Origin of the sequence: Ectothiorhodospira sp. PHS-1, assembly GCF_000225005.1 — a bacterium.
Classification (GTDB): domain Bacteria; phylum Pseudomonadota; class Gammaproteobacteria; order Ectothiorhodospirales; family Ectothiorhodospiraceae; genus Ectothiorhodospira.
The window spans coordinates 50,453-62,101 of sequence record NZ_AGBG01000009.1 but is presented as its reverse complement, the minus strand read 5'-3'; the positions used below and the strand labels follow the sequence as shown (position 1 = coordinate 62,101).

Annotated in this window: 9 protein-coding genes and 2 tRNA genes; all 11 read left to right on the top strand. The window is 63.8% G+C overall.

The genetic code is table 11. From position 1 onward, the window contains the following. The first annotated feature begins 6 nt into the window (after positions 1 to 6). The 11 genes from ECTPHS_RS05730 to ECTPHS_RS13935 all read left to right on the top strand — a co-directional run bounded on the left by ECTPHS_RS05730 (position 7) and on the right by ECTPHS_RS13935 (position 11,630). Positions 7 to 1,308: a cobyrinate a,c-diamide synthase gene (locus ECTPHS_RS05730; protein ID WP_008931748.1), complete on the top strand. Its 1,302-nt coding sequence runs from the start codon at positions 7 to 9 to the stop codon at positions 1,306 to 1,308. Continuing rightward, entirely contained in the window at positions 1,302 to 2,225 is a 924-nt protein-coding gene (cbiB, locus tag ECTPHS_RS05725) for an adenosylcobinamide-phosphate synthase CbiB (RefSeq protein WP_008931747.1), read from the top strand. The genes ECTPHS_RS05730 and cbiB overlap by 7 nt, the downstream gene beginning before the upstream one ends. Before the next feature lie 2 nt (positions 2,226 to 2,227). After that, positions 2,228 to 3,268, top strand: a complete 1,041-nt coding sequence (gene cobD / locus ECTPHS_RS05720) for a threonine-phosphate decarboxylase CobD (protein WP_008931746.1) — start codon at positions 2,228 to 2,230, stop codon at positions 3,266 to 3,268. Continuing rightward, the gene (cobU, locus tag ECTPHS_RS05715) at positions 3,265 to 3,789 is read left to right on the top strand and encodes a bifunctional adenosylcobinamide kinase/adenosylcobinamide-phosphate guanylyltransferase (RefSeq protein WP_008931745.1); all 525 of its coding nucleotides are present in this window, start codon (positions 3,265 to 3,267) and stop codon (positions 3,787 to 3,789) included. The genes cobD and cobU overlap by 4 nt, the downstream gene beginning before the upstream one ends. Further along, the gene (gene cobT, locus ECTPHS_RS05710) at positions 3,786 to 4,847 is read left to right on the top strand and encodes a nicotinate-nucleotide--dimethylbenzimidazole phosphoribosyltransferase (protein ID WP_008931744.1); all 1,062 of its coding nucleotides are present in this window, start codon (positions 3,786 to 3,788) and stop codon (positions 4,845 to 4,847) included. Before cobU ends, cobT begins: the two co-directional genes overlap by 4 nt. Before the next feature lie 17 nt (positions 4,848 to 4,864). Further along, positions 4,865 to 5,479, top strand: a complete 615-nt coding sequence (locus tag ECTPHS_RS05705) for a histidine phosphatase family protein (RefSeq protein WP_008931743.1) — start codon at positions 4,865 to 4,867, stop codon at positions 5,477 to 5,479. Then, positions 5,476 to 6,207, top strand: a complete 732-nt coding sequence (locus tag ECTPHS_RS05700) for an adenosylcobinamide-GDP ribazoletransferase (protein ID WP_008931742.1) — start codon at positions 5,476 to 5,478, stop codon at positions 6,205 to 6,207. The genes ECTPHS_RS05705 and ECTPHS_RS05700 overlap by 4 nt, the downstream gene beginning before the upstream one ends. Positions 6,208 to 6,297: 90 nt before the next feature. Then, on the top strand, positions 6,298 to 7,704 hold the full coding sequence (gene gltX, locus ECTPHS_RS05695; protein WP_008931741.1) for a glutamate--tRNA ligase: 1,407 nt from the start codon (positions 6,298 to 6,300) through the stop codon (positions 7,702 to 7,704). Between the two features lie 98 nt (positions 7,705 to 7,802). Beyond that, positions 7,803 to 7,878: transfer RNA gene (locus tag ECTPHS_RS05690), tRNA-Ala, on the top strand. 317 nt (positions 7,879 to 8,195) lie between these two features. Continuing rightward, positions 8,196 to 8,271, top strand: a tRNA-Glu gene (locus ECTPHS_RS05680). 293 nt (positions 8,272 to 8,564) lie between these two features. Then, positions 8,565 to 11,630 (top strand): diguanylate cyclase, encoded by a 3,066-nt coding sequence (locus tag ECTPHS_RS13935; protein WP_168044640.1) that lies wholly within the window; start codon positions 8,565 to 8,567, stop codon positions 11,628 to 11,630. The last annotated feature ends 19 nt before the right edge of the window (positions 11,631 to 11,649 follow it).

Below are 11,649 nucleotides of genomic sequence, written 5' to 3'. Positions count from 1 at the left end.
ACGACCATGCACACCCGCCATTGCCCAGCTCTGTTGATCACGGCCCCGTCGTCCGGGCAGGGCAAGACCACGGTCACCGCCGCCCTGGCCCGGTATCACCGCAACCAGGGGCGGCGGGTGCGGGTGTTCAAAGGCGGACCGGATTTTCTTGACCCCATGATTCACCACCAGGCCTGCGGTCACGAGGTCCATTCCATCGACATGTGGATGACCGGCGAGGCCGACGCCCGCCAGCGTCTTTTTGAGGCGGCGGGGGACGCGGACCTGATCCTGGTGGAAGGGGTGATGGGCCTGTTCGATGGTCGCCCTTCCACGGCGGATATTGCCCGAACCCTGGGAATTCCCGTGCTGGCCTCCATCAGCGGTGCCGCCATGGCCCAGACCTTCGGGGCCATCGCCCACGGGTTGTCCACATTCCGGCCCGACGTGCCGTTTGCCGGGGTCTTTGCCAATCGGGTGAGCAGTGAGGGCCACTATCGGATGCTGCTGGAAGACCTGCCGCCGGGGCTGACGGCCCTGGGCTATCTGCCCAAGGCGCCTGACGCGGCCCTGCCCAGCCGGCATCTGGGGCTGGTTCAGGCCGAGGAAATCCAGGATCTGGATCAGCGCCTGGAGGCTGCCGCCGGCCGTCTGGTGTGGACGGCGGGTGGATTGCCGCCCCCGGTGTCCTTCGCGCCGGTGGACCGGAGCCCGCCCCCCAGGCTGCTGGCGGGACGGCGCATCGCGGTGGCCCGGGATGCGGCCTTTGCTTTCATTTATCCGGCCAATCTGGAGGTGCTTGCCAAACTGGGCGCGACGCTGTGCTTTTTCTCGCCGGTGGCGGGGGAAAGATTGCCCGAGGCCGACGGGGTCTATCTGCCGGGCGGCTATCCGGAGTTGCATCTGCCCGCACTGGCGGCCAATGAGCGGCTGAAACAGGACCTGCTTTCCCACATCAGCGCCGGGCGCCCGATACTGGCCGAGTGCGGCGGCATGCTGTATCTGCTGGAACGATTGTCGGATGTGGCGGGGCAGGAGGCGGACATGGCCGGTCTGCTGCCGGGGGAGGCACGGATGCAGGGTCGGCTGGCCGGACTGGGACCCCAGGAAGTCGTGTTGCCGGAAGGCACGTTGCGGGGACATACCTTCCATCATTCCGCCATGACGGCGAGGATAGAGCCGCTGACCCATGCCTGCAGCCCCAACGGGCGGGCCACGGCGGAGCCGGTGTATCGCCTCGGTCCCGTCACGGCCAGCTATGTCCATCTGTATTTCCCCTCCAACCCGGAGGCGATCGGTCACCTGCTGGGCGGACACCGGCCATGCTGACCCTGGTCCTGCTGCTGTCCGCGCTGCTGCTGGACCGGCTCCTGGGCGAGCCTCCCCGCTGGCACCCCCTGGTGGGTTTCGGTGCCCTGGTGGATGCCGCCGAACGCCGTTTCCATCGGGATGACCGGCGCCGGGGTGCCTGGCTGGTGGCGATGCTGGTGATCCCGTTCGTATTGCTGGCCCTGCTGGTGTCCCTGCCGCCCTGGGGCTGGGTGGCCGAACTGGTCCTGCTCTATCTGGCCATCGGCTGGCGCAGCCTGGGCGAACACGGCAAGGGTATCGCCGACGCCCTGACCCAGGGTCATCTTGACCAGGCCCGCGAGCGGGTCGCCTTTCTGGTCAGCCGGGATACCCGAACCCTGGATGCGCAGGACATCAGTAAGGCCACCCTGGAATCCGTGCTGGAAAACGGCAACGATGCCCTGTTTGCGCCGGTGTTCTGGTTTCTGGTGGCCGGAGCGCCCGGGGTGGTGGCCTACCGGCTGGTGAACACCCTGGATGCCATGTGGGGGTATCGCACCGATCGCTATGGTCGCTTTGGCTGGGCGGCGGCCCGGCTGGACGATGTCATGAATTGGATCCCGGCGCGCCTGACCGCTCTGGCCTATGCCCTGGCGGGCCATACCCGGGTCGCCCTTGACTGCTGGCGACGGCAGGGACGGGTTTGGAAAAGCCCCAATGCCGGCCCGGTGATGGCTGCCGGCGCCGGGGCGCTGGGCATCCGTCTGGGCGGGGCGGCGGTCTACTACGGCCGGCTGGAGCCGCGTCCGGATCTGGGGGCGGGGCAGGCGGCCCGGCCCGAGGACATCCGGCGGGCACTGGATCTCATTCGACGGGGGATGGGGATCTGGCTGGCGTGCTTCATGTTATTGATACTGATCGGCCATCTTCTCCCTATCACGGGCTTTTTGTCATGAACATGAGCACTCCGGTGACCTTGCCCCACGGCGGCCGCCTGCGTCAGGCGGCGCGGGAAGAGGGTATCCCCCTGAGCCGCTGGCTGGATCTGTCCACCGGCATCAATCCGGTGGGCTGGCCGGTGCCCGATGGGATGCCGGCGTCGGTCTGGTCCCGTCTGCCGGAGGAGGCCGATGGGCTGGAACAGGCCGCGGCCGCCTATTACGGTACGGATGCCCTGTTGCCGGTGGCCGGTTCCCAGGCGGCGATCCAGGCCCTGCCGGGCCTGCTGCCGCCGGGGCGACGGGTGGGGATGCTGCATCCCAGCTATGCCGAGCATGCCCATGCCTGGCGCCTGGCGGGGCACCAGGTGATCCCGCTGGCCGTGGAGGAGATCGAATCCCGTCTGGACGGACTGGATGTGCTGCTGCTGGTCCATCCCAACAACCCCACCGGCGACACCTTCGCACCGTCCCGGCTGCAGGCCTGGCTGGCTGATCTGGCGGTCCGGGGTGGCTGGCTGGTGGTGGATGAGGCCTTCATGGACGCCACCCCGGACCTGGGTCTGGCCCCGCTTTGTCCCCGGCCCGGCCTGGTGGTTCTGCGCTCACTGGGCAAGTTCTTTGGTCTGGCCGGGGCACGGGTGGGGTTTGTCCTGGCGGAGGCGCCCCTGCTGGCCCGTCTGTCCGCCCGCCTGGGACCCTGGTGCCTGAGCGGTCCCTCGCGCTGGGTGGCCACCCGGGCGCTGGAAGACCGGGACTGGCAGATCCGGACCCGGGCCTTACTGGCCGCCTCCGGGCTGCGTCTGCAAGCTTGCCTGAGTGCGCACGGGCTGGTGCCTGACGGCGGGACCGATGTGTTCCAGTGGGTGCGTACCCCCCACGCCAGGCAGATCCATCAGGGGCTGCGCCGGGAAGCCATTCTTACCCGGTTGTTCACCGATCCCTTGAGTCTACGCTTTGGTCTGCCGGCCGATGAGGCCCAATGGCAGCGTCTGGAGGTTGCGCTGGCCTGGGTGGTGGGCAGGGTGGATGCCGGGCATGAGCGAGGTATTGACCCATGAAAGAACTGATCCTGGGCGGTGTCCGTTCCGGCAAAAGCGCCCTGGCCGAGCGTCTGGCCCTGGAGAGCGGTCTGCCGGTGACCTATGTGGCCACCGCTCGACCCGGTGACGACGAGGAAATGCACGCGCGCATCCGCCACCACCGTGAGCGCCGTCCGTCGGACTGGACGCTGGTGGAGAGCGGGGCCGATCTGGCGGCGACACTGGTCCGCCATGCCCGTCCCGGGCATTGTTTGCTGGTGGACTGCCTCACCCTCTGGCTGACCCATTTGTTATGGGATGAGGAGGCACAGACCTGCGCCCGTGAACAGGAGGACTTTCTGGTGGTGCTGCCCCGTCTGCCCGGCCGTGTGATCATGGTCAGCAATGAGACCAGCATGGGCATCGTGCCCCTGGGAGAACTGACCCGACGTTTCTGCGATGATGCCGGACGCCTGCATCAGGCGGTGGCCGCCCGTGCGGATCGCGTCGTCCTGACCGTGGCCGGCTTGCCACATACCCTGAAAGGAGAACCCCTTTGAATCACGAAACCCCCTGGTTGCAGGTCCCCGCCGCACCGATCGATGACACCGCCCGCCGCGCCGCGGAAGATCGACAGACTCAGCTCACCAAACCCCTGGGTTCCCTGGGCCGCCTGGAAACCCTGGCCACCCGACTGGCCGGGATGCAGGGTACCGACAAGCCGCGGGTGGATCAGGTGCGGATCAGCATCTTCGCCGGTGATCACGGCGTGGCGGCCGAAGGGATTTCCCGCTTTCCCCAGTCCGTCACCGCCGAGATGGTCAGGAATTTTGCCCGCGGCGGGGCCGGGATCAGTGTCCTGGCGCGCTCCATCGGTGCGACACTGGAAGTGATCAATCTGGGAACCGTGGTGGAACTGGAGCCCATGTCCGAGGTGCTGGATGTGCGTCTGGGACCGGGGACCGCCAATTTTGTCGAAGGCCCCGCCATGGATGCCCATCAGTTGGCCAAAGCCATGAATGCCGGCCGTCACAGTGCCGAACGGGCACGCCTGGCCGGTGCCCAGCTCTATCTGGCCGGAGAGATGGGCATCGGCAACACCACGGCGGCGGCGGCCGTGTCCTGCGGGCTTTTGGAGCGTGACCCGGAGGTGCTGGCGGGACCCGGCACCGGGCTCAATCAGGAGGGTGTCCGGCACAAGGTCGAGGTGTTGCGTCGCGCCCTGCATTTGCATGGCGCGGAGAACCTGTCGGACCCGGTGGAATGCCTGCGTCGGGTCGGGGGGTTCGAGATTGCCGCCATGAGTGGCGCGTATCTGGCCTGCGCGCAGATGGGCATGCCCATCCTGGTGGATGGTTTCATCAGTTCCGCCGCAGCCCTGGCCACGGTGCGCATCTGTCCCGGTGCCCGGGACTGGATGCTGTTTGCCCATGCTTCCGCCGAGCCGGGTCATCGTCTGCTGGTGGAGGCGCTGGCGGCGGATCCCGTCCTGGATCTGGGCATGCGCCTGGGCGAGGCCAGCGGTGCCGCTACGGCGGTGCCCCTGCTGCGTCTGGCCTGCGACATTCATTGTCACATGGCCACCTTCGCCGAGGCCCAGGTGGCGGAGGCGCACTGAAGGTGCCCTTGCCATCCATGCAGATTGATCTGATGCGCCACGGCCAGACCACGGGGGGCTTTGCCTTCCGGGGCAGCCTGGATGATGAACTCACCGACCAGGGGCGCGCCCACATGCAGGCGGGGTACGAGCGCCATGGCCCCTGGGATCGCATCATCACCTCACCCCTGCGGCGCTGCGCGGCCCCGGCCCGGGACTGGGCCGGGGCCGATGTCGTGCCACTGGCCCTGGAATCGGATCTGCGGGAGATGCATTTCGGTGCCTGGGAGGGGCGCACGGCAGCGGAACTGATGGAAACGGAACCGGAGGCCCTGGGCCGCTTCTGGGAAGATCCGCTCAACCACATCCCTCCCGGTGCCGAACCCCTGATGGATTTCCGGGATCGGGTACTGGCGGCCTGGCGACGGCTGTGTGACAGCGCGATGGGTGAGCGGGTGTTGGTGGTGACCCATGGCGGCGTGATCCGTCTGATCCTGCTGCATGTGCAGCAACGCCCCCTGTCGGATCTGTTGCGCCTGGAAGTGCCCCATGCCTGTCTCTATCGCATCACTTCGCCCGCGGGGGCAGGGCAGGGCGCCCAGGTCGTGGCCCTGGGTAACGAACATGGCCCAATCCGGGAGGGGGCGGCATGAAACCCTTTCTCGTGGCCTTGCGTTTTCTGACCCGATTTCCCGTGAGCTGGAACTCGCCCACCGATGAGGAAGTGGGCCGCTCCATGCTGTACTACCCCCTGGTGGGCCTGCTTATGGGGCTACCCCTGGCCGCGTTGGCGTGGGCGCTGGGGGAGGGCGTGCTGGCGGCGGCGCTGATCGTCACCGCCTGGGTGCTGTTGACCGGGCTCTTGCACATGGATGGTCTGGCGGATACCGCCGATGCCTGGATCGGTGGTCTGGGGGACCGGGAGCGGACCCTGGAGATCATGAAGGATCCCCGCTGCGGTCCCGCCGGTGTCACGGCCCTGATCCTGCTGGTGCTGGTGAAGTTTGCCGCCGTGTTCGAACTGCTGGCCCTGACGGGGGGCTGGATGGCCCTGATCCTGGCGCCCCTGCTGGGACGAGCCGCTATCCTGCCGCTGTTCCTGCTGACCGAGTATGTCCGTTCCGCCGGCATGGCCACGTTGCTGGCCCGGCATCTGCCGCGTCGGGGGGCGTGGCTGGTCACTGCGGGGGTGGCGCTGGCCGTCGTCATCCTGGGCGGCATGGCCGGCGTCTGGGCCCTGGCGGGCGCGGCACTGGTCTTCCTGCTCGGTCGGGCCTGGATGGTGCATCGCCTCGGCGGTACCACCGGGGATACGGCCGGGGGACTGATCGAGCTGGTGGAGGCCGGGGTACTGCTCGCCGTCGTGCTGGCCTTGCAATGAGAGGCGCCCTGATTGCAGGCAGCGGGTGAAGCCCCGCAAGTCGTCTGCTACTCTATGCCGCTTCCCATACATCCAAGCCAGAGTGACTCCATGAAAGTTCGCACCCGATTCGCTCCCAGTCCGACCGGTTATCTCCACATCGGCGGTGCCCGCACGGCGTTGTTTTCCTGGCTCTATGCCCGCAAGCACGGTGGCGATTTCGTCCTGCGCATCGAGGATACGGATCTGGCGCGTTCCAATGCGGAATCGGTGAATGCAATCCTGGAAGGCATGAACTGGCTGGGCCTGGAATACGACGAAGGCCCGTTCTACCAGACCCAGCGTTTTGACCGCTACAAAGAGGTGATCCAGCAATTGCTGGATACCGGTCACGCGTATTACTGCTACTGCACCAAGGAAGAGCTGGATGCCATGCGCGATCAGCAGATGGCGATGAAGGTCAAGCCGCGCTACGACGGCCGCTGCCGCCTGCGGGGCGAGCCCCGGGAAGGTGTCAGTCCTGTCATCCGCTTCCGTAACCCCGCCGAAGGCATTACCGTGGTGGACGACATGGTGCGTGGCCGCGTCACCTTCCAGAATACCGAGCTGGATGATCTGATCATCGCCCGTTCCGACGGCACCCCCACCTACAATCTCACCGTGGTGGTGGACGACTGGGACATGCAGATCACCCACGTGATCCGTGGCGATGATCACCTGAACAACACCCCTCGCCAGATCAACATCCTCAAGGCCCTGGGCGTGGAACCGCCCCGCTATGCCCATCTGCCCATGATCCTCGGTCCCGACGGCACCAAGCTGTCCAAGCGCCATGGGGCGGTGAGCGTGATGCAGTACCGGGATGACGGCTATTTGCCCCAGGCGCTGCTCAACTATCTGGTACGACTGGGTTGGTCCCATGGCGATCAGGAAATCTTCAGCCTGGACGAACTGATCGAGCTGTTCGACATCGCCGACGTGAATCATTCTGCCTCGGCCATCAATCCGGAAAAGCTCCTGTGGCTGAACCAGCACTACATCAAGACCCAGACCTCCGACTACGTGGCCCGGCAGTTGTCCTGGCACATGGGCCAGCGGGACGTGGATCCTTCCACGCCGCCGCCCTTGCGTGACGTGGTGGAGATCCTGCGTGACCGCGCCAAGACCCTGGTGGAGATGGCCGACCAGAGCGTGTACTTCTTCAAGGAGTTCGATGAGTATGATGAAAAGGCAGCGCAGAAGAACCTGACGCCTGATGCCCTGCCGGTGCTGCAGGCCCTGCATGCCGCGCTGGATGCCTTGGGAGAGTGGAGCGCGGAGCAGATCCACGAATCCGTAACTGGTGTTTCAGAAAGGTTACAAGTAAAATTGGGCAAGGTCGCTCAGCCGCTGCGTGTGGCGGTGACCGGCGGCTCGGTTTCGCCGTCCATTGATCAGACCCTGATGCTGATCGGACGGGAGCGAACCCTGTCGAGGATTCAGAAAGCTGCCGAATGGATCGCGTCGAAAAAAGTTTAAAAAAACTGTTGACAGCATCCTGAAGGATCCGTATAGTACGCAGCTTCTGAGGGGCATGACCAGCACGGCAACAGCGAAACAACGGTCATGGAACTTTCGGGGCCATAGCTCAGCTGGGAGAGCGCTTGCATGGCATGCAAGAGGTCGGCGGTTCGATCCCGCCTGGCTCCACCAAATTTCCGCTTCGGCGGGCCGGGTAGTGATTCGGCATGCATCGAATAGGTCAGTACTCGATGGTTGTTGGGGCACTGCTTACGTTGGCAGGCATGGTCGTCGGTTTCGGTGCGTTGTTTTACGGAACCGATGAGCTTGCAAAGTATTTTCTGTCTCTGGTGCCTTTGGGTGTTCTGATGGTATTCACCGGGTTGGTCACGGTGGTTTTGACAGAGCAGAGACACGAAAAGCGCCAATAAGAAGTTTAGCTGTAAGGCAGGCAGAGTAAAATAAAAGCTTTTTATTTTCCGCTGATCTGCTATAATGTTGTTTTCTTAGTCCCCATCGTCTAGAGGCCTAGGACACCGCCCTTTCACGGCGGCGACCGGGGTTCGAATCCCCGTGGGGACGCCATAAAAAGGCAAGGTTTCATCCTGATGGATGTTGATCCTGCCAAGGCAGTCAAACAAAAAGACCCCTTTAAAGGGGTCTTTTTGCGTCTGCGTGTCTGAAAAAAACTACCGCTCCTCCTTCATTCTCCGTACGGGATCTGTGAGCACGGGGTTTCTGCTAAAGTGTTGGTAAGTAAGACAGCTTTCCTACATGGCCGTGGAACCGAGGACCCCCGCATGTCCTTGCCAAGAGACTGGTTGCCCCTGCCTCCAGCATCCGCATCCGCCGTGCCTACCGCAAGCACGGACGATGAGGTGTCGTGGCCTGGATTGCCTGTTGCTGAGTTGATGGTGGATGACAGTGGACTGATCCTGCGGGGCAACGCGGCGGCCATGGCCCTGCTGTGGGGGTATGAGGACACGGATCTGCTGGTTCCAGCGCGGAATCTTGCGGATTTCCAGGTACCGCGGGAGGGCTGCGCGCTGATCAGGGATCTCATCTTCCAGGCCGGCAACGCCGGCAGTGTGCTGGTAGAGGATCTACTGTTCAGGAACGGGCAGGGGCGCCTGTTCCATGCCGATGTCCATGTGGCCGGAAGCCCACGCAATTCTTACGGGGCATCCGAATGCTCTCTCGTCACCCTGGCAGAGCGGCCTGCGCGATATTCCCATCAATGTGCCGGCAGTCCCTGGATGGAGTATTTCTACAATCTGCACTTTGTTGCCCTGGGCACGCTCGCCCCGGGGGATTACCGCTGGACCGCGGTGAACCAGCGTCTGGTCGAGATGTTAGGCCGTTCCCGAGATCAACTTCTGGGCATGACCTGGCAGGCGGTTTCCCTGGATGAGGGTCGGGAAGACGAAGTCCGCGAGTTTTCCCGTCTGATATCGGGAAACCGTGATCGATTCGAGCGCAACAACAGGGCTTTTGTGCGCGCAGACGGAAAGGTCGTCCTGGCATCCGTCTTCGTGCGCGTGGTACGCCAGAAGGACGGTGGACCCTGCGCCTATTTGGTTGTTTTGCAGGGCGGTCGGGAGGAAGGCGGTCAGGTTTTGCAGCAACGACTTGAGCAGTCACAGGACATGATGATTCGTGTGAATCAGGCCATTGTCCGCAATCATGATCGCAGGGCGCTGATCAATGCCGTGTGCGAGATCCTGGTGGGCCGGGGCGGTTTCAGCGCAGCGTGGATTGGCCTCTGGGAGACCGGCAATGCCGGCAAGCTGCGCCTGTTTGCCCGCGCGGGTAATGATGTGGGGGATATCGAACCTCATCAATGTTCGATGCGCTGGCTGACCGCGAGTGAAAACGAGGGTGTGCGGCGGGGTAGTACACCCCATATCGTGGTCGATAACCTCAGTGCCGAAAATGCCCGGTCACACGATGCCGAGGAAGCCATGGCGGCGGGGATGCGGTCATTGGCCAGGTTTGCCGTGACACCTTCGGGAATGGTGACTGGGACGCTGAATCTTTTCAGCACTGAACCACGTGCCTTTTCCGGCAGGACGGTGTCCCTGCTGCAGGAAATGGCGCGGGATCTCTCGGTGGCACTGGAGCGCCTTCAGGCCATGGAGTTGCTCAAGGCGGCCAACCGGGTGGTGGAGTCGAGCGCGGTGATACTGTGCCGTTGGCTGGCCGATCCGGGATGGCCGGTGGAGTTTATCTCTGCCACGGTATCCCGCTGGGGATACTCCGCGTCGGAGATGATGTCGGGTGAAAAGCTCTTCATTCATCTGGTTCATCCCGATGATCGGGAGCGTCTGGCCACCGAGGTGGAGCGGTACACACGGCAAGGGCGCAGGCAGTTTCGACAGCAATATCGCATTGTCACCAGAGCGGGAAAGATCTTGTGGGTCGAGGAGCACAGCGGGGTCGAATATGATGCTCGGGGCAAGTTGATTCGCTTCGAGGGCGTGCTGACGGATATCACTGAGCGCAAGCGACACGAGCAGCGCGAGGCGGGAAGGAATCGGGTACTTTCCCTGCTGGCCGGTGGCGCCGAACTGCCCGTGATTCTGGACTCTCTGGCTCGCAGTGTGGAGCTTGAGGATCCCGAGGTCCTGTGTCTCATTACCCTGATGGACGAGACGCAACAGCGCATGGTGCCGGGCGCGGCACCCAGTCTGGATGCGGATTTTCAGCGGGCGGTTTCAGATCATTTCGGTCACGGGGTTGTCGGGCCGCCGGCCTGTGGGTCGGCAGGTCGGCGACAGATCCTCATTTCGACCGACATTCAGTCGGATCCCCGCTGGGTCGGTCTCAAAGGGCCGGCCATGGAGCGCGGACTGGCCTCCTGCTGGTCGGTTCCGATCCCGTCATCACAGGGGGGGCTGCTGGGTCAAGTCAGCCTGTTTCGGCGCCGGATTCATAGCCCGTCTGAAAGTGAAATCCGTGCAATCCGAGAATTTTCCACTCTCGCCGCCATTGCCATCGAGCGCACCGGAAACCTGCAAACTCTGGAGGAAAATGCCGAACGCTGGCGTTTTGCCCTGGAGGCGGCTGGTGATGGCGTTTTTGACTGGAACGTGCAAGCCGATACCTTGATCCAGTCTCGCCGCTGCGGGGAGATGTTGGGATACTCACGAGATGAATTTGCCTGTCTTCGTTCCGAGGACTGGTTCCAGCGGGTGCACCCGGATGACTGTCATCATGTACGGGAGCATCTGCAGCGACATCTGGATGGCAATTCGGCTCATTATGAGACCGAGCATCGCGTGCGTGGTCGGAATGATGTCTGGCATTGGATCCTGGCCCGCGGTCTGGTGGTGAGACGTGATCCGGATGGGCGTCCCCTGCGTATGGTCGGCACCATTTCCGATATCACCGACCGCAAGCGCATGGAGCAGGAACTCAGGGAGATGGCGACCACCGACCATCTCACCGGGCTTGCCAATCGGCGTCATTTTCTCGAACGGATGCGGGAGGAGATCCTGCGAATGGACCGCAATCCCGATCACCAGGCCGCTGTCATGATGCTGGACCTGGATCATTTCAAGCGTGTGAACGACACCCATGGTCATTCTGCCGGCGACACGGTGCTTCGGCATTTTGCGTCACTGCTCCGCTATTGTCTGCGCAAGAGCGATTTTGCCGGTCGCATGGGGGGGGAGGAGTTTGCGGTATTGTTGCCGGATACCGATCTGCAGGCCACGGTCGCCCTGGCTGAGCGTCTTAGAAAACGCATTGCCCGAATCCCGGTGCGTGCTGACGAGCTGGAAATCCCGATCACGGTGAGCATCGGCATTACCGCCCTGTCAGAGCGTGACATCCTGCCGGATCATGCCCTGCAACGCGCTGATGAGGCCTTGTACCGAGCCAAGAATGCCGGTCGCAATCGAGTGGAAGTGAAGGATCTGTCCCTCGTCTCCAGGGGTTCCTGAGGCTGGGGGGCGAAAAATA

Coding starts and splice junctions, on each gene's coding strand:
- ECTPHS_RS05730 (WP_008931748.1), top strand. CDS start 7: ATGCACACCCGCCATTGCCCAGCTCTGTTGATCACGGCCCCGTCGTCC.
- cbiB (WP_008931747.1), top strand. CDS start 1,302: ATGCTGACCCTGGTCCTGCTGCTGTCCGCGCTGCTGCTGGACCGGCTC.
- cobD (WP_008931746.1), top strand. CDS start 2,228: ATGAGCACTCCGGTGACCTTGCCCCACGGCGGCCGCCTGCGTCAGGCG.
- cobU (WP_008931745.1), top strand. CDS start 3,265: ATGAAAGAACTGATCCTGGGCGGTGTCCGTTCCGGCAAAAGCGCCCTG.
- ECTPHS_RS05705 (WP_008931743.1), top strand. CDS start 4,865: ATGCAGATTGATCTGATGCGCCACGGCCAGACCACGGGGGGCTTTGCC.
- ECTPHS_RS05700 (WP_008931742.1), top strand. CDS start 5,476: ATGAAACCCTTTCTCGTGGCCTTGCGTTTTCTGACCCGATTTCCCGTG.
- gltX (WP_008931741.1), top strand. CDS start 6,298: ATGAAAGTTCGCACCCGATTCGCTCCCAGTCCGACCGGTTATCTCCAC.